This window comes from Bacillus pacificus (assembly GCF_020861345.1).
Taxonomy (GTDB): Bacteria; Bacillota; Bacilli; order Bacillales; family Bacillaceae_G; genus Bacillus_A; species Bacillus_A pacificus.
Map to the genome: position 1 here is coordinate 1,000,024 of NZ_CP086328.1, position 20,769 is coordinate 1,020,792.

The window sequence follows — 20,769 nt, forward strand, 5'->3', positions numbered from 1 at the left end:
TTCGTGGGAAGGAGTGCAGAAATGTTTCATACAGATCGTTTACAAATTCGTAAATATACAATGGATGATTTACAGTTCTACGCTTCATTATGGGGAAATGAGAAGGTAATGCGCTATATTGGAAATGGGACGTTAAAAACATATATGCAGTGTAAAAAAAGTTTGGAAGAGTGGGTGATTCCTAGCTATAAAAACGGTCTCGGTTTATTTGTATTGATTGAAAAGGAAACGGGAATACGAATTGGTCATGCAGGATTAGTAAAGCAGCAAATAGATGGAAAAGAGGAAATTGAAATTGGTTATTGGTTATTACCTCGGTATTGGGGAAAAGGGTATGCGAAAGAAGCAGCGGCAGCATTTCGAGATTATGGCTTCCAAGCGTTACGAATGAATAAATTAATTTCTCTTATTAATCCGGATCACCCCGCCTCAATCTTTGTTGCTAGAAAAACGGGGCTTAGTTATGAGAAAACAACTTCATTTCATGGGATGGATGTTCTCGTTTATTCCATTAGGCGCATTGAATGAAAAAAGGTTAATTGCATCTTTTGAAGAATGGTATATAAAAATAAAGGGGGGATTACATGTACATTTATCATAATGGACTTATTATTCGTGAGGGAACGAATGGTGTACCTGCATATGCAATTAAAACTTTATTCGAAGATGCCGGTTGGAGCAATGATAATATCCCTTCTTGGCAAATTGAAAAATTCACGATAGCATTTGAAAATTCAACATGGGCATTCACAATTTGGGATGAAGAAGAGATGATTGCGATGGTTAGAGTCATTTCTGATGGAATCATGGTCGCCAACATAGTAAATTTAGTTGTGAAATGTGAATATAGAGGGAAGGGATTAGGTAAGAAACTTGTTGCTCTTTGTTTGCAAAAATTGCCACATGGTGACTGGTTTGCGCATACTTCTGCGAGTAATTTTGATTTTTATAGAAGTTGTGGTTTTGAGGTGAGAGAATTATCGAGAAATGGAACATGTGCGTACTATGGATACCAAGCTGCAAAAAGAGATGGGCATCGGTAAAGGAGCGAAAAGTAAGGAAATAGTACAGCTATAAGTATTTTTCGTTCTTTTTATAATAGAAAATGAATTGAGACTCATTTTATGATAAAATGAAAGAAAATTCTGTTTATTATTAGGGGGATAAAAATGAGTATAAAAGTTGGGGATGTATTTAAATATGAAAGAAGATTTACTGAGGAAGAGGTTTTTGAATTTGCAAATATTACAGGGGATAAAGGCAGGCATCATATGGAATATGATGAAAATGGACGTTTAATGGTTCATGGTTTATTGACTGCTAGTATTGGAACGAAAGTAGGCGAAGAATTACATTACATAGCAAGAGAATTAGTAAGTGAGTTTATTAGACCAGTTTTTACAGGAGATACGATCACTTGTGAATTAACTTTAACAAATATTGAACAAATGGAAGGATACAAAAAGGTTTCAATCGAGTCAGTTTATCGCAATCAACACGAAAAGACTGTACTAGTTGGGACAAGCTATGGAGTTATAAGAGGATAAAAAGAAGCCTGATTTACAGGCTTCTTTTTGTTTAATAAACACGTTTTCGATTTTCTGCATGACTAGAGATGAGTAATAATGCAGTTTCTTCTCCTATATTACGAACGATATGAGGAACACATGCATTCCAGGAGAAAGAATCTCCTTCTTCTACAATTGCAACATCTTCTCCATGTTGAACTTCTAGTTTTCCACGTAATACAAGGTGACATTCTTCCCCTTCATGGGCATTTGGTGTGTTTTCTTTCGGAAACCCAGCAGGAATTTCTACGAGATTTAGGCGAAGGCCACCTTGCTCTGCAACATGCTCAATTCTTTGTTCATCTTTTCCGTATACACTATATTTACGTTCTACCTTTTTGACAACTTTCAATCGATCTTTTTGTTCTAACAATAAATAGGGAAGAGGAACGTTTAAAAAATTGGAGATCGTTTCTAAAGTTGAGATAGATGGTGATGTTTTATTATTTTCAACCTGACTCATAAACCCTTTAGAAAGACCTGTTCCTTCACAAATTTGCGCGATTGTTATGCCTCTACGCTGACGAATTTCACGTATTGCAGAACCAATATTCATAAAATCAAGCTCCTTTTTATAAACAACTATTTGTATCATAGCAAAAAAAATATATATTTTCCCAGTGAAAATGAATTGACGAATAAAAAAAATTAGTGTATGTTTTGTAATGTGAATAAAAGTTTTGTATAAGAAAACTATAAAGGAGAGAAAGAAATGAATCAACATATTGGTAACTTAATTATTCGTATCGTGTTAGGGGTAACGTTCTTTATGCACGGTTTAACAAAATTCCAATCAGGGATTGACAATATTGCAGGGTGGTTCACAAGCATTGGTTTACCAGGAGGACTTGCATACGGTGTAGCAACAGTTGAATTAGTTGGCGGTCTATTATTAATTCTAGGTTTAGGTGTAAGATATATTGGATTATTATTTGCACTAGTTATGGTTGGAGCAATTGTAAAAGTAAAATGGTCAGCTGGTTTATTAGGAGATGGAAAAAATCCTGGCTTCGAATTAGAGCTTGCATTGTTAGCAATGGGTGCTTACTTATTTGTTGCGAAAGTGGATGGTTTTGTAGATAATTTCTTAAAAGAGAAAATGTCAAAGAAGAACTAATTTAAATGGGAGGCTAACAAGATGAGTTTTCAACTTCATCCCGATACAACACTTGATGTTGTTCATTTATATGTATCAAATATAAAGAAATCACTAGAGTTTTATACAGAAGTACTAAGTATGAAAATACTAAAAGAAGATGAAATGGTCGTTACATTTGGGAATGAAAATAACGAACCACTCCTGATCATTGAAGAAAAGAAAGAAGCCTTACCAAAGCAAAGAGGGAGAACGGGTTTATATCATTACGCAATTTTATTACCGAGCAGACAGGATTTAGCGAATATCCTTCGTCATCTTGTAGAAATGGTATATCCACTGCACGGCGGAGCTGACCATTACTTTAGTGAGGCCCTTTATTTAGCTGATCCAGATGGAAACGGGATTGAAATTTATCATGATCGTCAAAAAGAAGTTTGGCGTGATGAGAATGGAGAGCTACCATTTGTTAGTAACCCGTTAGCTGGTGAAGAATTATTGCAGCAAGGAAGTACATGGAACGGATTTCCAGATGGTACTGTGATGGGACATATTCATTTCCATGTAGCTGATTTGGAAGAAGCGAAACGTTTCTATGTGGATGGTCTTGGTTTTGAAGTAACGATCCCAGCTCGTAATGGGGCGCTCTTTGTATCGGCAGGTGGCTACCATCACCATATCGGTTTAAATACGTGGCAAGGTGAAGGAATACTACCGCAAATGCCAAATTCCGTTGGCTTGAAATATTTCACAATTGTATTAGCAAATGAAAAACAAAAAGAGCAAGTATGTGAAAGCTTAAAAAATATTGGCAAGATTGCTACGTACAAAGATGGAATATTACAAGTAGAGGATCCATTTGGACATTGTATCCATTTCAAAATAAAAGGAGAAGCCTAATAAAGGCTTCTCCTTTTTACTTTCTTATAATGGCTTTTTCATTTTGGACAAATAGCTCATCAAATTGCTTCGCAAGCTCAAAATCGAGTTTCGTTAAACCTTTTGCATTCCAAGATGACAAAGTAATAATGACTGCTTTATACTGGATAAGGATAAATGGGTGGTGATTATGTTCTTCTGATAGTTTGGCGGCTTCAGAGACAAATTCGACTCCTTTTAAGTAGTCGGAAAACATATATTTTCTTTCAATCCATTTTTCATCTTTTACTACCCATTTATCTAACTTCAATAATTCCTCTTGAACTTCTTCTTCAGTTAATCGTAGCATCATTTTTCACATCCTTTACTGGAAGTAGCGTAAGACCATTGTTAATAAGACGTGTCACAGCTTCATCAGTTGTGAAAGTAGAAAGTTGTTGTAATAATGCTTCTGATGTTTCATGCCCTTTGTTATGTTCTAAAAGCAATTCTAATATTTCAAGGCGAAGTAACCATTCTTTCGGATACAATTTATTTAATACCTCTTGAATTGCTACTAATTGCTCGATATGCGCGTCGTGTAAAATACCTTCATTTCGAATGTCACGAACGGTTTGATACATACGTTCAAGTTCATTCAGTACAAGTGGAGCAGGTATTTTTTGAACTTCTTCATCCGTTGGGAAAAATGCTGCAGCATCTGCGGCACCTGGGAATACCGAAGTAATTGTTGAACCAACAGCCATATCAAATGCGCCCCATGAAGCATCAAATAAAACGCGGTCGTTATAAGTAACTGTGCAACTGATAAAGGAAATAAGCGCAATTTTTTTATCGTTTTTTACAATATCAGTCACTGTTCCTTTTACATGAATACCACTTGCAAAAGTAAACTCAGCAACATTTCCAATTGTAATTCCTAATGATTGTAATTGTTCATCTGTACAATTTTCTAATGCAATATTTTCAGTGAGTAATCCAATTGGTGTTCCAAACCCGTCACTGTGTACAGACGTAGAATGATTCGCTAGCTGTTTATTGTGAATTGCTAATGCTGTTGGCGAACTCGTTCGCATGTAGATCAATTCACCTGCATCGTTTTCAATTGTCTCGGTAAATGTGCCTGTAATTTGTAATCCGCTATTTAATTCAGCAGTTGCATGATTTTCAGAGCGAATTGCTTTTTCTAATCCTTCTTTACCACCTGTTTTAAAGGCCATCGTTTCAGAGAATTTCTCAAGTGCTTCTGTTAATTCTTCAAATGATTCGCAAACAAATAGTTGTGGTTGCATTTTTGTTACGTCATAAGTTGTACTTGTACATGCCTCTATAGAGAATGGAACCTTTTCTACAGCGTCTGTTAAGCAATGTTTGCTTTCGCCAACAGAAGAAAGGAGACCAGCACCATATATTTTTGGAGCATCTATATTTCCGATTAATCCATATTCTACTGTCCACCAGAAAAGACGTGAAATTTGTTCCGCTTCTGATAAGCCAGAAACTAACTTTTGTTTTTCAAGTACATTATTCTCAGCAGCTGTAACTTCATCAGGAGTAGAAGTAGGGCTTTCTTTTACAATTGTTAATGTACGAACAGCTTCGAATGCATCATGTTCTTCTTTTGTTGAGAAAGCTTTTGCACCAATTTGTCCAAATCGTTTCACATATTTTGCATATGTAGGATCAAGTAAAATAGGTGCGTGTCCTGCTGCTTCGTGTACAATATCTGGAGCTGGTGTATACTCGATATTCTCTACCTTGCGAATATCTGTTGCGATTGGTAATAATCCGTGTCCTTGAAAATCGAAGAAGGCTACGCCAGGAATAAGCCCGTCAATCGTTACAGCACCCCAGCCGCTTGGTGCTAAACACTCATTCATTTCTTCTACCTTTGGAATTGCATCTATATTAATACCAGATGATTGTAATCCGTTCACATAGGCTGGATGAGCAACGTCTTTTAAGAAACTATGATTTTGTCTCATAATGTAACGCCACACAGCGTGATTCACCGGTGTATATTGATCATAATGCTGTGTGGATACGAATGGTTTTAAATGCGATGGAATTTCTGTTTTCTTTGTCATTTAGACATCCTCCTTTTTTTAAATAAAATTAAGTATCGGTTTCGTATAGCTTGTATCACCCCCTTTCAAAATTGTAAGCGCTTATAAAATTTTATCATAAGATTCGGAATTATTTAACATTTGTTTCTGTGAGAAATAGAAAAAGCCCCTATCGGAAAATCCGATAGGGGCGAAAGAATCGCGGTACCACCCTATTTGTAAGTGAAAATATACTTACATCTCAATTAATGATAACGGAAAAACTCCGTCTTTTCCTTCATGCCTATAAGCACTACGAAAAAGAAGCTCCAGAATTGTAATTCATACTTATATATGTGCTAATTTCCACCGACCATTAGCTCTCTGTAACAGGGATATAAGATACTACTGCGATTCTTTCAACGCGTATATTATGAAATTATGTAAAAGGATGGACGCAAAAAAGTCCCTATCGGAAAATCCGATAGGGACGATAAAAATCGCGGTACCACCCTATTTGTAAACAAGTAATTGTTTACCACTCACTTTAAGATAACGGAAAGATCCGTCTTTCTCTTCATGCATAAAAAGCATTACGGGAAAGAAGCTCCAGAATTGTAATTCACGCTTGTATATGTACTGATTTGCACCAACCATCAGTTCTCTGAGACAGGGATATAAGTCGCTACTAGTATTCCTTCAAAGCCGATATATAATTCGTTCAACTAAACTATGTTTTGTATTATAAAACTATATTAAAAAAATTGTCAACAATAATTTTTTATTTCACATCTAAATCAACATTTAAATTAGATGTATTTCCAGCTGCATCAGTTGCTACAATATGAATTGTATTCTTTCCTTCTTGTAATTGACTACGATCGAAATAAATGCTGTAATTTTTCTCCCAAGGATTTAGGAACACACTTTCCCATACACCATTTCCGTTGATTTCATATTGCATTCTCACTGGAATACCAGGTGCTACCCAACCAGATTCTGTCATCCAATCTAGCAGGATATCATCCACTTTTCCTGTAATTACAAGGTTTTCTTGGTCAACTTCGTATGTTAACTTAGGTGCAGTTCGATCAAGAAATACAGCAGCTGTTTGTTTCGTTTCCCCACCAGAATTAGAGGCAACTGCTTCGATTTGGTATAGACCGTCAGCTAACGGAGTACCATCTGTTTTTGTACCATTCCATTTGAAAGGTTTGTATCCAGCTGTTTCATTTTTAGCTTGATGGATAATCCCTTGGTACGTTACACGTTCTTTTGTAACTAAATTTGCATGCAATGTTACATCATCTACAGGTGCAACTAAATAGTAGTTGATGAGATTATCGTCTAATATTTGGTCACCATTTGGACTAAAAGTAGAATTAATAATTTCGAGTCCATCTATACGTTTGTAATCTTTAGGATCGATACTAAATGTAAATGGAATGCGAGTTTCTTCATTCTTACCTTGTTCTTTTACATACACATTTCCAGTATATACACCTTGGGGTAGCGAACTATCGACAGTGATAGTAAATGGTTTTTCGGTACTACTATTCGGCTGTATGCTAATCGATGAAGGTACAGAAGTTTTTACTTTTGTTTTTGTGTTTGCATCTAGCAATTCCACACGAGTTGAAAAACTTTTCTTTTTACTAGATAGATTTTGTAACGTAATATTTTGCGTCAGTTTTACTTTACCACTGTTTGGCTTAATAAGACCGAAGCTCACATTGTTAGGTTTGACTAATACATCTGTTTGAGCTGCTTTCGGGATGTTAATTAAACCAGATCCTTGCGCCATGACAGGATATGTATTTTCATTTACATCTTTTAAAGTTTTTGCTGTATTGGCAAGAGATGCTTTCAATTGTTCTGGCGTCCAATCAGGGTGCATTTGACGTAATAAAGCAACAGCTCCAGCTACTTGAGGGGCAGCCATACTGGTTCCGTTGTGAGACTCATAGCCACCTCTAGGTACAGTACTCGTAATTTGTACTCCTGGTGCAACGATATCTGGTTTTATAAGCCAACTACCTTGTGATGGTCCTCTAGAACTAAAGTTACCAATTAATTCAGTTGGAACTGGTTGTCCAATTTTTATATTTTTCTTGCGCTTTGTAATTAAGTTTTTTAGCTCTTCACCATTTGAATTTGATAATTGCATAACTGGAAGAGCTAGATTTTCTCGTGCAAAGTATTCAGGCATAATATTGATTTCTTTTTCGTTAGAAATTAATAGTACACCAATTGCACCAGCTTGTTTCGCTTGTTCAGCTTTTACTAACGTACTTGAAGTACCTTGTAAAACAAGTGCAAACTTTCCTTTCACATCTTGTTTTGCATAATCGCTTGGATTACCATAGCCAACATATACAAGTGGAGAATCATTACCTATTGGGAAATCCGATCTTGATAACGGTAATCCTTGATATGTTTTGGTAGAACCAGCTACTTGGAATGTTGGAAACGGGATAGAAACTGTAGATGCTCCAACTGATATAACACTACTTGCATTGGCGGGGGCATCAACAGACCACGGTTTTGGGCCATCATTTCCATTTGAAACGACTGCAGTAACCCCAAGCTTTGCTGCACGTTCTAACGTTAAAGTTACAGGTTGATCAGGTACATTTAAATCTTGTCCAAGAGACAGATTTAACACATCAGCACCATCTTGAATTGCTCGTTCAATACCTTGAATAATATCGTCTGTTGTACCAGTTCCACCGTCATTCATGACACGATAGGCTAAAATAGAAGCGTTTGGAGCAACGCCCTTAATTTTTCCATTACCAGCAATAATTCCTGCTACATGAGTACCATGTACGTTACCATCCATAGGATCATTATCTTCATCGACTGTGTCATATCCACCAATATAATTTGCTTTTAAGTCAGGATGTGTATAGTCTACGCCAGAATCGATAATTGCTACTTTCATCCCTTTTCCATCAAGAGGTTTGCCAGATGGGTCTTTTAAATTCCACGCTTCAGTTGCACCAATTGTCGGTCCGCCGATGTTTGGTGCTTCTTCATTAGTAGTACTTTTTGATGTTTCATGTAGTTTATATGTTAAGTTCGGATAGACTGCTTTTACTTCAGGTAAAGAAGCAAGAGCAGTAATTTGATCTCCAGGAACTGAAATAGAGAATCCGGAAAATAACGTATTATACACTTCTTTAATTTTTGCACCAGGTGCTTTTTCTTTTATTTTCTTAGTCGTATCTTCTTGTGCTTTTTTTAGCTCGGCATGATAAGACTGTGCATGATTACTTTGTAAATCTGGAGCATGCTGAATATTACCTTGTGCTGCGAGAGGTGCATGTTGCAATTCTACAATGACTGAAATTTCTTTTGCAGTTTTTGTTTCAACATTTTGCGCAATTTTATTTTCTCCCCACTGTTCAATCGTTGTTTTTAGTTGTGGACTAAATTGCTTCTCCTTTTGCAGTGATTCAGCATGTGCGCTTAAAGCTCCAAAACTGGAAAAGACGAGCGCCATACTTAATAGTGTAGATGTAGTTTTTTTCATTGAAACTCCCCCTAATAAAAAGTGCTAATATTCCGAAAAATAATCTTGCAAATTTATCCGACTTTAATGGGCAGTAAGACCCCCACCTCAAAATGCAGCGAAAGCAAAGAAGTTAGGTGGGGGCCGGGCTGCCCATAAAAGTCCGATTGGTTCAACTAATAATCAGTGGGGGATGAAGAAAACCCCCACTGATTAAAGTTTCACTTTATCCCGAATTACATAATCGGATGTTAGCTAAACTATATTTTCGACATAATTCATACCAATCCTCTATGAATTTGAAATTTCTTGGGAAATTTTTTCTGATTATGTCGAATAGGTATTTTTTACATATTGTAGGTGGACATTGAGGAATGCTAGGAAGGAAATGGAGGGGTGTTATGAAAAAGGTTATAGTAAGTGCCATCGTAGTATTATTTATATTTTTAAGTTCAATTACTATTATTAAAGCAGAAAATAGTGGTGTGAAAATTGCTTTTGTTCGTCATCATGACCTTTGGATTAAAATTGATGGAAAGGAAAAACAAATAACAAAAGGTGAATACATAATAGGGCCGAAATGGTCTCATGATGGAGAATGGATTGCCTATGTTAAAGGGAAGAAACAAAACACCTTGGAATTGTACCGACTGGAAGATGGAAAAAAAGTTAGGCCATTGCAATCTGAAGTATCAAATTATCAATGGTCACCGAAAGAGAATACAATTGCATTTGTATTTGCGAATACGTTAAATACGTTTGATGTTCAAAAAAAGAATGTGGATTTTGAAAATGTATCGGCAGGTGTAGGAGATTATGCATGGTATCCTGATGGAAAGAAGTTTTTTGTATCCTCTGAAGCACACTTACTTCCAACAGGATGGACAGGAGCACAGCTATATGAAGTGCAAAAAGATGCCCATATGAACCCTCATAAAATGAAACATTTGTATGCATTGCCAAATGAACATGATGATTTCCTAGCGCTAGTTGCAAGTGGCTTTAAGTGGTCACCAGATCAAAAGTGGATTTCATTTTTAGCAGTACCGACAGCTTCATGGTCAGCTGATAGTAATACGCTTTGCTTAGTTCGTGCAGATGGCAGTCGGTTTGAAAAAGTAGATCAAATGTTATTAAACGCACAATGGTTTCAATGGTCACCATCAAAAAATATATTAGCTTATATTGAAGGGAGCGGAAGAGTTGCGTTAGAGAATAAACATTTAAAAGTAAAAGAACTGCCGGCACTTCAGCAAAATACTTTTACGCCGAAAGGATATGTCGATTGGGATTTTGCATGGAAGAACGATAACATAATTATCGTCTCTCGAGCAAAAGAGGGAGGATTTGAAACATTGCCAGAAAAAAGGCCACTACCATCTTTATATGAGGTTGATAGTACAAGCAATGTACAGCATCGAATCACAAAGCCACCTCATAAGCAGGGTGATTATCATCCAATCTTTATGAAGAAGAGCAATCAATTAATATGGATACGTTCAGACCGTAAGAAAGCAGATGTATGGCTTGCTCATAGAGATGGAAAGCATGAAATGAAGTGGATTGAAAATATAGATGTACCAGAGTGGTATTATGAGAAATGGAATTGGGGAAATGTTATCTCGGTAAAAGAAGAATAAAAAATGTGCCTAAAAGATAATTTTAGGCACATTTTTTATTGGTTATTTATGCGTTTTATTTGGCTTTTTTTTCGCTGGGTTGCCGTTTCCCTGACGCTTTCTGTTCTGTTCATCTTTTGCTTGTTTTTCATGCAGTGTATCTAAAAAATCATTCGAGTTACTCATTTTTCTATCGCTCCTTTCATTTCGTCCTAATTACTATAACCATTTAGGAGGATAATCATGAGATGAAAGTTAAGCACTTAGTTTTCTTCGATAGTATACGTAAAATATACCATACGTAATAAATAGCATAAATAAAATTTGTAATTCTACATTTTCTTTTAAAATAGTTGCGATAGAAGATGGTAAGTAAGGTGATGTATCGCTCGTTCCTGCACCTAACCATTTGTTTAAGAGGTTAATGGTACAAAACATAAAAACACCAGACCAGCTTGCAATAATTGCTTTCTGTTTAATTTTTGTTTCCCGTTCATCATCTGTAATCCAAGGATTAGCAGTTTTATCACTGCTGAAAAATCCGTTTATATATCCCCATATAATCATGCCAATTAAGATGGTTATCCATTTCATATGTATGCTTCTCCTCTCCCCCTGTAAAAAGTATTTGATATATACAATTGTAATGTTTTCCAATTATTTATGTCAAATATTTTTTACATATCGGTTTTGTATATAGCAGGAATAAAGGATCAAATAGGGAAGAAATATGTGAGAGAATTTCATAGTGAGAGGAGGATGGGCATGAAATTCGTCTTTGTTCGGCACGGTGAAGGAGAACATACAAAAGATTTGCCGGCAAGTTTACAAATGTTGAATCCATCATTAACAGATGAGGGAAGGAATCAAGCTAAATTACTTCAATGCAATGTACCCTTGCAAGAAACGGATATATTAATCGCTAGCCCTACACTTAGAACTTTGCAAACGGCGGCGATATGGAGTGAGAAGGTAGCTTGTCAAAAAATTGTCCATCCATATGTATCCCCGCGTATTTTTCCTTATCGAGAAGGAGCGAAAACATTACCATGTGATCACATAGTAGATCAGGGAATAATAACAAATTCATTTCCACATTTTTCGATAGAGAAAAACACAAATCAGCAGTTATGGACGGAAGGTATAAATACTATTTCAGAACATAGCTTTCAGCAAATAGTAGATGAATTTCTTCTTTTATGTTATGAGCTCGGTGCGGAAAGAGTTTGCATTGTATCTCACGACGGGACAATTACAGCATATAGGAAATATTTACAGAAGGTCGTTTTAACTAGAGCTGATTTTTTGCAAGAAACGGGTATATATGAAATGGATGTATCCCTTAAAAGTTGGATTGAGGAGATCTAATGATAGGATGGAGGGTGTATGTTGAATGTTGAATGTTGCACTAGTAGTTGGCTTTAATTCGGATTTAGAGGCGCAATCAATCAGAGCATCACTTGAATATTTTGGGGCGAAAGTTATAACGTACTGGATCGGTAGACCGAAAGAGTTCGTCGATATTCTTTCTGGAAACGGTTTATATAATGATATCGATTATGTTGTCTTTTGCTTCCATGGTGAGGAAGGAAAATTTGTCATGGAAGAGTTAGGTGAAGATATATATGAACAAGATGAACCGCGGGGATACTTTGGTGCAGCAGAAATTTATAAATATGCAAAATTGCATAATGTAAATATTGTAAATAGTGGGTGTACGTTAGGGGAGCGAAAATTAGCAGAATCTTTCTTACGTAGTGGCGCAAAATCGTATATTGGATCAATAGATTATGTAGATGGGAATGCAGCACTTATGTTTACAATACGCTTATTTTACGGGCTTATTAACCATGAAAAAACGTTAGGAGAGGCTTTTGAAGAAGCACGGTTAATTGATAAAGAGACACATACATTTCAATTATATAAGTAGTGTGAAACACGTTTATTCTATATTCGAATAAACGTGTTTCACATTTAACTCACATTTTTTTTACATTTTCTTCAATGAAAACCATTATCACTTATGGTATGATATGTTCAAGTTTTTACAGGTAATAAAAGTTACTATATAAACGTTAGTTTTTAATGTTTTATACACATGTCACGGATTATTCATAATTAACGTTTGAAAAATAAGTAACTAATGTTATTATATTATCTGTAACTAACTTAATTACAACTTTAGGAGGAAGATATGGTTATTCAATTTTTAAGAGAAAACAAAGCAGTTTCTTTTGTGTTAGCGGTAATTCGAGTGTATCTTGGTTACACATGGTTAATGGCTGGAATCGGTAAACTACAAGGAAAAGGATTCGATGCAACTGGTTATTTACAAGGTGCAATTGAAAAATCTAAAGGAGCACAACAGGCTGTTCAATCTTGGTGGGCATCATTTTTACAAGATTTCGCAATTCCAAACGTTGATCTATTTAATACACTTGTAACGTGGGGAGAAATTTTAGTCGGAATTGGTTTAATTGTAGGCTGTTTAACAAAAACAGCGGTCTTTTTCGGTCTTGTAATGAACTTTTCCTATATGTTTAGTGGGTCAATTGGTGTGAATCCTGAAATGGTTATTTTATCAATGTTCGTTCTAGTTTCTGGTATGAATGCTGGTAAATTTGGAATAGATGGTTTCGTTATTCCGAAAGTATTAGGTTCAAAAACTCAAAAACGCCAAAAGCAAGCTGCTTAATATATGAAAGCGGGTATCTCAAAATGAGATACCCGCTTATTTTTCAGCTATTATAGGGTTTTTGTCAAAGAAGTCTTTCACATACCCTACAAACTCCTGTGGTTCCTGACGAAATGGTGCGTGATAACCTTTTTCGATAATATGGAAAGTACTATTTTTTAAAAATTGATGATACGTTTCTCCCTCTTTCCAAGAAACGCTACTATCATTTCTTCCCCATATAATTAAGGTTGGCTGTTTTATTTCATCTGCATTAATTTGAAGACGTCTCGGCCATAATTTCATTTTATTGTAATGCTCTTCATCATTACGTTTAAATTTCACTTTGCTCTCATCATAATCTGTAATAGCAGAAACGGTATTTAAATCAGTCGACAACTGTGGTCTTGGTGATCCTTGTTTATTAACGAGTGTATGAGGACCGCCTGTAGCATCAGTTAAAATAAGGTGGGTAACGGCTTCTGGATATAAATATGTTAAATTAAGAGAAATTTCTCCACCCATTGAGTGGCCCAGTATTGCAAACGAATCGTAACCTAGTTTTTTCATTAATTTATAATACAAATTTGCATGGGTTGGGAAAGAATAATAAAAATCCATTGGCTTTGATGAGCGTCCGAAGCCTAAAGCATCTACAGAAATAATTGTATGATTTTTTGCTAAGTCTGAGTAAATCTTTTGAAAACCATCTGATGATCCCCCAAATCCATGGATCATAAGTAAAGGTGGTTTTTCATTACCAATCTTTTTGAAGTAAATGGTTTGACCATCTATTTCTATCATTTTTTCCTCGGTAGCTAGTTTTGCTGTAAGTGTATTTTTAACTTGTTTTACTTGTTCTACTGGTTTTTCTGCTGCACTACATCCTACTAATAGTGTAAGAGTAAGACAACCTACCATAAAATAGCTAAATCGCCTCAATTAGGTGTCCCCTTTCTAACATAACGCTGTATCTATCATAGCAAATAGCATATTACGATTTCCAGGAAGTTGGCTACCATTTTTGATCATAAGAGGTGAAAGGAGCGTTTCTTGGAAATTTTCTGTTTGAAGCAATTTGCGAAATGAAAATTGTGAATGTGGGACATCAATCCTTACTGTGCCATTCCAACATTCACATATCTTTTGTAGTAATTGAATAGCATCTTCTTCTCGTTTGGCGATAAGTGGATTGATACATAATATATTACCTTTTTGTATGCATAAGGAAAAAGCTTCTATACAGTTATGTCTCTCAATTTTAAAAGAGTGACTTGTTCTTGGTAATAGTAATGAATACAGTAAAGAACGATCGGCACCAGTTGTACTTTGATCGAGAGAAATAAGCGATATAATGTCTTTTTCTTTTAATTGTTGCGTATGAGTAATATGTGTTTTAGTAGTTTGTTTCTCAAAACGATGAATCGTCGTTACTGTTTGAAATCCGCATGATGTATAAAGAGGCTCACCAGCTTTTGTTGCAATAAGTGCAATTGGTTGTTTTGGGTGAGTGTGTGCTAAGCAATGATTTAGCAATGTTCGCCCGATGCCCTGGCCTTGAAAATCAGGATGGACGATTAACATGCCAATAGTAGAAAAACTATCTTTAAAAGGAAATACTCCTCCAGTTGCAATCAGCTTATTGTCATGCATATAACCGATAAGTGTGCCAAGAGAAAAGTACATTTCAAATTGTTTTTTCATAAATGTTTTCTCTTGTAACCATCCAACAGCTTTACAAAGGTCGAGTAGATCGAAAATAAAAGATTCATCTAGCTGTATTGTTTTCATAAATGCTCACCACATTTCTATTAATTTTTATAAAAGTAGATGGAAAATGTTAAATAAGAGATTTACGTTAAATGAAATCCAACTTGTTTATATTTTGATTGTAAAGGTGAAGATGGTTGATATAAAAAGACAAACTTATACAAATTATAACTGATATTTACATAAGTTAACAAAAAATTTACATATAACTAATTTTCTCTTAATAGTCTTCTATTAAATTTGATAGTGGGAAATGAATAACCTAATTAGGGGGACAAGACAGTGAAAAAGTTTGTGAAAAAAGCATGGCCATTTGCAGTTGTGGCATCATTAGCAGTTACTTCGGTAGCAACATGGAATTTTACACGTTCTAATGAAGTGAGTGCAGATGAGAACGGAAGCAATGCAAAGATTAAAAATGTCATTGTGTTAATTGGAGATGGTATGGGCCCTTCATATATGACAGCTCACCGTTATATGAAAGATAATCCAAAAACTTTTGAGATGGAATCTACAGAGTTTGATAAGCATCTTGTAGGAACACAAAAGACATATCCAGAAGATGAACATGAAAATATCACAGACTCTGCATCTGCAGCAACAGCTATGTCAGCAGGAATTAAAACATATAATGCGGCAATTGCAGTTGATAATGATAAAGCAGAAGTGAAAACTGTTCTTGAACAAGCGAAAGAAAAGGGGAAATCGACAGGACTCGTTGCTACTTCTGAAATTACACATGCTACACCAGCTGCTTTCGGTGCGCATGACATTAGTCGTAAAAATATGGACGCAATTGCAAATGATTATTTTGATGAGAAAATCAAAGGGAAGCATAAAGTAGATGTTATGCTTGGCGGCGGCGTAAAAAACTTTGTTAGAAAAGATCGCAATCTTACAGAAGAGTTTAAGAAATCTGGTTATAGCTACGTAACAGATCGAGATCAATTGTTAAATGATAAAAATGATCAAATCCTTGGTTTATTTGCACCAGGCGGTTTAGATAAAATGATTGATCGCACTGATAAAACACCTTCATTAGAAGAAATGACAAATGCAGCAATTGAGCGTTTGAACAAAAATAAAAAAGGTTTCTTCTTAATGGTTGAAGGAAGTCAAATTGACTGGGCAGGACATGATAATGATATCGTTGGCGCAATGAGTGAAATGGAAGACTTTGAAAAAGCATTTAAAGCAGCGATTGAGTTTGCGAAAAAAGATAAAAATACGTTAGTCGTTGCAACGGCAGACCACGCTACTGGTGGATTATCTTTAGGTGCAAATGGTGAGTATAACTTTAAAGTAGATCCAATTAAAGCTGCAAAACGCACACCAGACTTTATGGCAAATGAGATTGCAAACGGTGCAAATGTAGAAGAAACATTGAAAAAGTATATTGATTTACAATTAACACCGGAAGAAATTAAAGCGGTAAATGATATTGCTCCTTCAAAAGATGTAACAAAGATTGATAATGCGATTGAAGATATTTTCAATAAGCGTTCGGTTACAGGATGGACAACAGGTGGACATACAGGTGAAGATGTAAACGTATATGCATTTGGCCCTGGTAAATACTTGTTCTCTGGCGTTCAAGAGAATACAAATATCGCTAAGCGTGTCTTTGATATTGTTGGCGGTGGCGACCCGAATAAAGGAAGACGCTAATTATAAACGAAAGTGAGGCGAAATGCCTCACTTTTCTTTTTAGGAGATGGGAAGATGAGAGCTTTTTTCATAGGGATAGTATCCTTTCTAATAGGTGTATTATTGCTAGTTGGATGTCAATCCAAAGAGAATCAGATAGAACAAAAAGCTACTACTACAAAAGCTGAAGGAAAGGTACAAATAACGAAAGAAGAAGAGAAAACGATTCAAGGTGTGATAGAGAAATTTGTACGGACGACAAATGAAAAAAATCTTACTGAACATATGGAGTTATTTTCAAAGAACATGCCTAGTGCTGAAGACTTAAAAACGCAAAAAGAAGCAGCTTTTCAAAAGGGAAATAAAAAAATTGAATTGGAACATATAGACATAAAAGCTAGTAAAGCAGGATATGTTGTTGTTGAAACAAAAGAAAAGGAAATAGAAGGAGAGGTCACTATTCAGAAGAAAGTACAGTATGCACTTGGAAAAGAAGAGGATGGCTGGAAAATTGAAGAGGTTCGCACGATAGAGAAGAAATAAAGTGAAACTTTCCGTAAATAGCGCAAAAAAGGTTCTCATTGGCGAGAACCTTTTTTTATAGTGGTAACATAATTTGATCTGAGCATGCCTCGATATCATCAATATCTTGGCGAATGGTTGCCATTTTATTATCAAGATCTTCAGCTTTCATTGCGGCATCATGTAGTTCATCTTTTAAATACTCAGGTATTTTCCCTTCATATTTATAATAAAGTTTATGTTCTAAACTTGCCCAAAAGTCCATTGCGAGCGTACGTAACTGAATTTCTGCAAAGACTTCTTTTGTACCAGAATTCAGTGATAAAGGATATTTAATAATCATGTGTAAACTTTTATATCCATTTTGTTTTGGATTAGCGATATAATCTTTTACCTCTATGATTTCCATATCTTCACGCTTTTGAATAACTTCTTTCAAATGATAGATATCTTCTACGAAGCAACATGTAATACGAATGCCGATGATGTCTTGTAAATGCGTTTGCGCATTTTCAACTGTCGGTAATAAATTTTTACGTTCAAGCTTTTTAATAATACTTTCAGGTTGTTTTAATCTTGTTTTTATATGTTCAAACGGGTTGTAATCCTCTAAAAATTGGGCTTCCCGGTTCATAATTTCAAATTTAGTTTTTAACTCTTCTAAAGCAAATGTATATGGTAGTACAAAAGCTTTCCAGTAGTTAACTGTTGATTGATTATATTCCATTTATATACACACCTTTTCCTATTTACAAGTGAGGTTGTTATTATACTAAACACCAAATCATGTAGGCGCAAGCAGCAAATGATGAGATCATAAAACGATATTTAGTTTTCATACTTTCAACTCCTTTCAAATAAAATTTTATATAAATAAACGTGATTGTTAATAAGTTCACTATGTACAATTTCTATAGTAATAGATTCGTGTGAATTTCGTATGAACTAATTGTTTCAGCTTTTTGTCTTTTTTTGCAATTGACAAATAGAATGAAGTTATATAATATTTAAATCGTAATCATTACGTTTTAGTTTGCGATCTTTAAAAGAAAGGAGAATTACATATGCGTGTAAATATTACATTAGCTTGTACAGAGTGCGGTGATCGTAATTATATTTCTAAAAAAAATAAACGAAACAATCCAGAGCGCATCGAACTAAAAAAATATTGTCCACGATTAAAGCGAGTAACGTTACATCGTGAAACGAAGTAGAAGACTAGAGATATCTCTAGTCTTTTTTCGTTTATCCCGCTATTTGCCGGACAGTAAGACTCTTACCTCAAAATTCAGCGAAAGCAAAGAAGGTAGGTGGGGGTCTTACTGCCAGTAAAATCCCGATTGGTGAGGGCTGATTAAAGTTTCACTTTATATTTCTTTTGTTTGTTATAATTACCTTAAATTGTAATAAAGGGAGCGGTATGATGAATCAAAAAGATAAAGAAAGAAAAGAGCAAGTGGCTCATATTATTGACATTCCAGATGATTATAGGCTTGTTGTAGATGATCAAGAAGGTGTGGATGACCCATATCATCTATTATGGTGGGAACATAAAGGGGATGGGGAGAGAACAATACAGATTACGTTGAATAGACATACTGGTAATTTAATTGACTTTAGGATAGAGGATGAAAAAGCTTTTTCGAGCGGTAAGGAAGCGATAGAAGAGAATAAAGCAAGAGAGGTTGCAAATACATTCTTAAAAAAATATACAAAAGAAGGATATGAATTTTATACATATGTAACTGTTAAGGATGATTGGCGCGGTTGGAAAGAAGTAAATTATATGCAAGAAGTGAATGGCTATCCATTGCCGAATACGGGGTGTGTTGTGCTAGTACATCCATTAGGTGATGTGATGCATTTTCATTATAATGGACAAAAAGCTATCGAGAAAAAACCGTTATGGCCAAGTGATATTGTTGAGGAGAACGTCGTCTTAGAAAATTTGAAGGCTAGACAAGATATGAGACTTGCATTTGTAGATTTAACACACTCCTCATGTGAGTATGAAAATGGAGAAGAAGTAAAAGGGTACCATCTTGTATATGAACCAGATCCAAGTCATGCGTTTATTGATGCGCATACTGGGGAGAAACTTTGGAGTAAATAAACTTTTAAATAGGGAAAAAAGGTCTTCGAGAGAAGACCTTTTTTTAGAAAGAACGATTATTCTTCGTATGTATCAATTTTATATAACCACTTCTGTACACTAGCAGGCGGTCCTTCTGTTCTCCACTTTATTGTACACATTCCACAAGAACAGTGAACTTTTCCTTTTGCAAAAATACCGGCAATTTCAGGAGTATATCCCCATGCGTGTTTTGCAATATTCATTTTTCGACGCATTGTACGTTGACGTTGGTGTCTTGTATAAGCACGTGTTCTTTCAAATTTCATATTTGTAATCCCTCCTTGTAGTACAAGTAGCTTGCAAGAGCGTACAAGGAGTTCATCTCTTACAAGCTACTCAGGTACAAGAGGGAAATGAAATATTTCATATTTCACTCTCCAATCTTTTGTTTAAGTATACGTAGTGAAGCTTTATGAAACAACTATTATGCTTAAAAACATATGGGAATGATATCGTACAGACACAAACAACCTCACGCCCACATACACTTAGTAAAGACCACTATTTTGGCGGAGGTGAAAGGTTTGAGTCTATTCGCCGCAATTGGATATATGGTTCGAGAAGTGTTTGTTTTTGTTTCTTATGTGAAGAACAATGCGTTTCCGCAGCCGTTATCATCAGACGATGAGAGAAAGTACTTAGAGTTAATGGAGCAAGGTGATGCTCAAGCGAGGAATCTGTTAATTGAACATAATTTACGGCTTGTAGCTCATATCGTTAAAAAATTTGAAAACACAGGGGAAGATGCAGAAGATTTAATTTCAATTGGTACAATCGGGCTCATTAAAGCAATCGAGAGCTATTCAGCAGGAAAAGGCACAAAACTTGCGACATATGCAGCACGCTGTATTGAAAATGAAATTTTGATGCATTTACGTGTACTAAAGAAAACGAAAAAGGACGTTTCACTTCATGACCCAATCGGGCAAGATAAAGAGGGGAATGAAATATCGCTTATTGATATATTAAAATCAGAGTCTGAAGATGTAATTGATATGATCCAGCTGAGTATGGAGTTAGAAAAGATTAAAGAGTATATCGATATTTTAGACGAACGAGAGAAAGAAGTTATCGTGAAGCGTTTTGGACTGGGGCTTGATAAGGAGAAAACACAACGAGAGATTGCAAAGGCGCTTGGTATTTCCAGAAGCTACGTATCAAGAATTGAAAAGCGCGCTTTAATGAAAATGTTCCATGAATTTGTAAGAGCAGAGAAAGAGAAAAAAGCAAAAGAATAATGTACATTGCAAGCAGCCGTATTTTAAAATGGGCTGCTTTTCTTTTTGTAAATAAGGAAAGAA

General features: G+C 35.4%; 23 protein-coding genes, 1 pseudogene and 2 other annotated features. Of the genes and pseudogenes, 14 read left to right on the forward strand and 10 right to left on the reverse strand.

Annotated features, from left to right (window positions below; translation table 11 throughout):
• Nucleotides 1-21: 21 nt before the first annotated feature.
• The 3 genes from LMD38_RS05180 (at nucleotide 22) to LMD38_RS05190 (ending at nucleotide 1,547) form a co-directional block, all read left to right on the forward strand.
• Nucleotides 22-528: a GNAT family N-acetyltransferase gene (locus LMD38_RS05180; RefSeq protein WP_061184094.1), complete on the forward strand. Its 507-nt coding sequence runs from the start codon at nucleotides 22-24 to the stop codon at nucleotides 526-528.
• A 56-nt stretch (nucleotides 529-584) separates the two neighbouring features.
• Nucleotides 585-1,043, forward strand: coding sequence for a GNAT family N-acetyltransferase (locus LMD38_RS05185; protein ID WP_000276115.1), 459 nt, complete (start codon nucleotides 585-587; stop codon nucleotides 1,041-1,043).
• Between the two features lie 126 nt (nucleotides 1,044-1,169).
• Complete coding sequence (locus tag LMD38_RS05190) at nucleotides 1,170-1,547, forward strand: hotdog family protein (protein WP_000025009.1); 378 nt, start codon at nucleotides 1,170-1,172, stop codon at nucleotides 1,545-1,547.
• 31 nt (nucleotides 1,548-1,578) lie between these two features.
• Here LMD38_RS05190 and LMD38_RS05195 read toward each other — a convergent pair whose 3' ends face one another.
• Complete coding sequence (locus LMD38_RS05195) at nucleotides 1,579-2,124, reverse strand: helix-turn-helix domain-containing protein (RefSeq protein WP_001020702.1); 546 nt, start codon at nucleotides 2,122-2,124, stop codon at nucleotides 1,579-1,581.
• Between the two features lie 156 nt (nucleotides 2,125-2,280).
• Here LMD38_RS05195 and LMD38_RS05200 point away from each other — a divergent pair, with 156 nt between their 5' ends.
• Nucleotides 2,281-2,685: a DoxX family protein gene (locus LMD38_RS05200; RefSeq protein ID WP_001071559.1), complete on the forward strand. Its 405-nt coding sequence runs from the start codon at nucleotides 2,281-2,283 to the stop codon at nucleotides 2,683-2,685.
• 21 nt (nucleotides 2,686-2,706) lie between these two features.
• A complete protein-coding gene (locus LMD38_RS05205; RefSeq protein WP_016718514.1) occupies nucleotides 2,707-3,564 on the forward strand; it encodes a VOC family protein in 858 nt (285 codons plus the stop codon).
• Between the two features lie 16 nt (nucleotides 3,565-3,580).
• Here the strand turns inward: LMD38_RS05205 and LMD38_RS05210 are convergent, their stop codons facing one another.
• The 3 genes from LMD38_RS05210 to LMD38_RS05220 all read right to left on the reverse strand — a co-directional run bounded on the left by LMD38_RS05210 (nucleotide 3,581) and on the right by LMD38_RS05220 (nucleotide 9,123).
• Nucleotides 3,581-3,895, reverse strand: a complete 315-nt coding sequence (locus tag LMD38_RS05210) for a 4a-hydroxytetrahydrobiopterin dehydratase (protein WP_000979541.1) — start codon at nucleotides 3,893-3,895, stop codon at nucleotides 3,581-3,583.
• Complete coding sequence (locus tag LMD38_RS05215; RefSeq protein ID WP_062821260.1) at nucleotides 3,876-5,630, reverse strand: aromatic amino acid hydroxylase; 1,755 nt, start codon at nucleotides 5,628-5,630, stop codon at nucleotides 3,876-3,878. Before LMD38_RS05215 ends, LMD38_RS05210 begins: the two co-directional genes overlap by 20 nt.
• Before the next feature lie 162 nt (nucleotides 5,631-5,792).
• Nucleotides 5,793-6,020: a binding site (T-box leader), on the reverse strand.
• A 51-nt stretch (nucleotides 6,021-6,071) separates the two neighbouring features.
• Nucleotides 6,072-6,300, reverse strand: a binding site (T-box leader).
• 69 nt (nucleotides 6,301-6,369) lie between these two features.
• On the reverse strand, nucleotides 6,370-9,123 hold the full coding sequence (locus tag LMD38_RS05220) for a S8 family serine peptidase (RefSeq protein WP_016718512.1): 2,754 nt from the start codon (nucleotides 9,121-9,123) through the stop codon (nucleotides 6,370-6,372).
• A gap of 380 nt (nucleotides 9,124-9,503) precedes the next feature.
• On the opposite strand from LMD38_RS05220, the gene LMD38_RS05225 reads away from it, so the two are divergent.
• The gene (locus LMD38_RS05225; RefSeq protein ID WP_000756046.1) at nucleotides 9,504-10,742 is read left to right on the forward strand and encodes an eIF2A-related protein; all 1,239 of its coding nucleotides are present in this window, start codon (nucleotides 9,504-9,506) and stop codon (nucleotides 10,740-10,742) included.
• Nucleotides 10,743-10,784: 42 nt separating this feature from the next.
• On the opposite strand, the gene LMD38_RS05230 is transcribed toward LMD38_RS05225, so the two are convergent.
• Both LMD38_RS05230 and LMD38_RS05235 read right to left on the reverse strand, forming a co-directional pair.
• Nucleotides 10,785-10,907 (reverse strand): DUF4023 domain-containing protein, encoded by a 123-nt coding sequence (locus tag LMD38_RS05230; protein ID WP_000071861.1) that lies wholly within the window; start codon nucleotides 10,905-10,907, stop codon nucleotides 10,785-10,787.
• Nucleotides 10,908-10,976: 69 nt separating this feature from the next.
• The gene (locus LMD38_RS05235) at nucleotides 10,977-11,315 is read right to left on the reverse strand and encodes a hypothetical protein (protein ID WP_014893505.1); all 339 of its coding nucleotides are present in this window, start codon (nucleotides 11,313-11,315) and stop codon (nucleotides 10,977-10,979) included.
• Nucleotides 11,316-11,384: 69 nt separating this feature from the next.
• Between LMD38_RS05235 and LMD38_RS05240 the strand changes: the two genes are divergently transcribed.
• The 3 genes from LMD38_RS05240 to LMD38_RS05250 all read left to right on the forward strand — a co-directional run bounded on the left by LMD38_RS05240 (nucleotide 11,385) and on the right by LMD38_RS05250 (nucleotide 13,416).
• Complete coding sequence (locus tag LMD38_RS05240) at nucleotides 11,385-12,089, forward strand: histidine phosphatase family protein (RefSeq protein ID WP_153019353.1); 705 nt, start codon at nucleotides 11,385-11,387, stop codon at nucleotides 12,087-12,089.
• Between the two features lie 25 nt (nucleotides 12,090-12,114).
• Nucleotides 12,115-12,651, forward strand: a complete 537-nt coding sequence (locus tag LMD38_RS05245) for a hypothetical protein (RefSeq protein WP_000935628.1) — start codon at nucleotides 12,115-12,117, stop codon at nucleotides 12,649-12,651.
• A 264-nt stretch (nucleotides 12,652-12,915) separates the two neighbouring features.
• Complete coding sequence (locus LMD38_RS05250; RefSeq protein WP_228920229.1) at nucleotides 12,916-13,416, forward strand: DoxX family protein; 501 nt, start codon at nucleotides 12,916-12,918, stop codon at nucleotides 13,414-13,416.
• A gap of 36 nt (nucleotides 13,417-13,452) precedes the next feature.
• Here the strand turns inward: LMD38_RS05250 and LMD38_RS05255 are convergent, their stop codons facing one another.
• On the reverse strand, nucleotides 13,453-14,337 hold the full coding sequence (locus LMD38_RS05255) for an alpha/beta fold hydrolase (protein ID WP_062821262.1): 885 nt from the start codon (nucleotides 14,335-14,337) through the stop codon (nucleotides 13,453-13,455).
• A gap of 15 nt (nucleotides 14,338-14,352) precedes the next feature.
• Entirely contained in the window at nucleotides 14,353-15,186 is an 834-nt protein-coding gene (locus LMD38_RS05260) for a GNAT family N-acetyltransferase (protein ID WP_062821263.1), read from the reverse strand.
• A 261-nt stretch (nucleotides 15,187-15,447) separates the two neighbouring features.
• On the opposite strand from LMD38_RS05260, the gene LMD38_RS05265 reads away from it, so the two are divergent.
• Complete coding sequence (locus LMD38_RS05265) at nucleotides 15,448-16,833, forward strand: alkaline phosphatase (RefSeq protein ID WP_061184087.1); 1,386 nt, start codon at nucleotides 15,448-15,450, stop codon at nucleotides 16,831-16,833.
• 54 nt (nucleotides 16,834-16,887) lie between these two features.
• Nucleotides 16,888-17,355 carry a hypothetical protein gene (locus tag LMD38_RS05270; RefSeq protein ID WP_016718506.1) on the forward strand — a complete coding sequence of 156 codons (468 nt, stop codon included), beginning with the start codon at nucleotides 16,888-16,890 and terminating at the stop codon, nucleotides 17,353-17,355.
• Nucleotides 17,356-17,410: 55 nt separating this feature from the next.
• Here LMD38_RS05270 and LMD38_RS05275 read toward each other — a convergent pair whose 3' ends face one another.
• Nucleotides 17,411-18,061 (reverse strand): GTP pyrophosphokinase, encoded by a 651-nt coding sequence (locus tag LMD38_RS05275; protein WP_000456217.1) that lies wholly within the window; start codon nucleotides 18,059-18,061, stop codon nucleotides 17,411-17,413.
• A gap of 337 nt (nucleotides 18,062-18,398) precedes the next feature.
• Between LMD38_RS05275 and rpmG the strand changes: the two genes are divergently transcribed.
• A complete protein-coding gene (rpmG, locus tag LMD38_RS05280) occupies nucleotides 18,399-18,548 on the forward strand; it encodes a 50S ribosomal protein L33 (RefSeq protein ID WP_001265617.1) in 150 nt (49 codons plus the stop codon).
• A gap of 209 nt (nucleotides 18,549-18,757) precedes the next feature.
• Nucleotides 18,758-19,438, forward strand: a pseudogene (locus LMD38_RS05285) (YcdB/YcdC domain-containing protein); the annotation flags it as partial.
• Nucleotides 19,439-19,503: 65 nt separating this feature from the next.
• Here the strand turns inward: LMD38_RS05285 and LMD38_RS05290 are convergent.
• Nucleotides 19,504-19,734, reverse strand: a complete 231-nt coding sequence (locus tag LMD38_RS05290) for a hypothetical protein (RefSeq protein ID WP_000667453.1) — start codon at nucleotides 19,732-19,734, stop codon at nucleotides 19,504-19,506.
• A 258-nt stretch (nucleotides 19,735-19,992) separates the two neighbouring features.
• On the opposite strand from LMD38_RS05290, the gene sigK reads away from it, so the two are divergent.
• Nucleotides 19,993-20,706, forward strand: a complete 714-nt coding sequence (gene sigK, locus LMD38_RS05295) for an RNA polymerase sporulation sigma factor SigK (protein WP_000051382.1) — start codon at nucleotides 19,993-19,995, stop codon at nucleotides 20,704-20,706.
• Nucleotides 20,707-20,769: the final 63 nt, after the last annotated feature.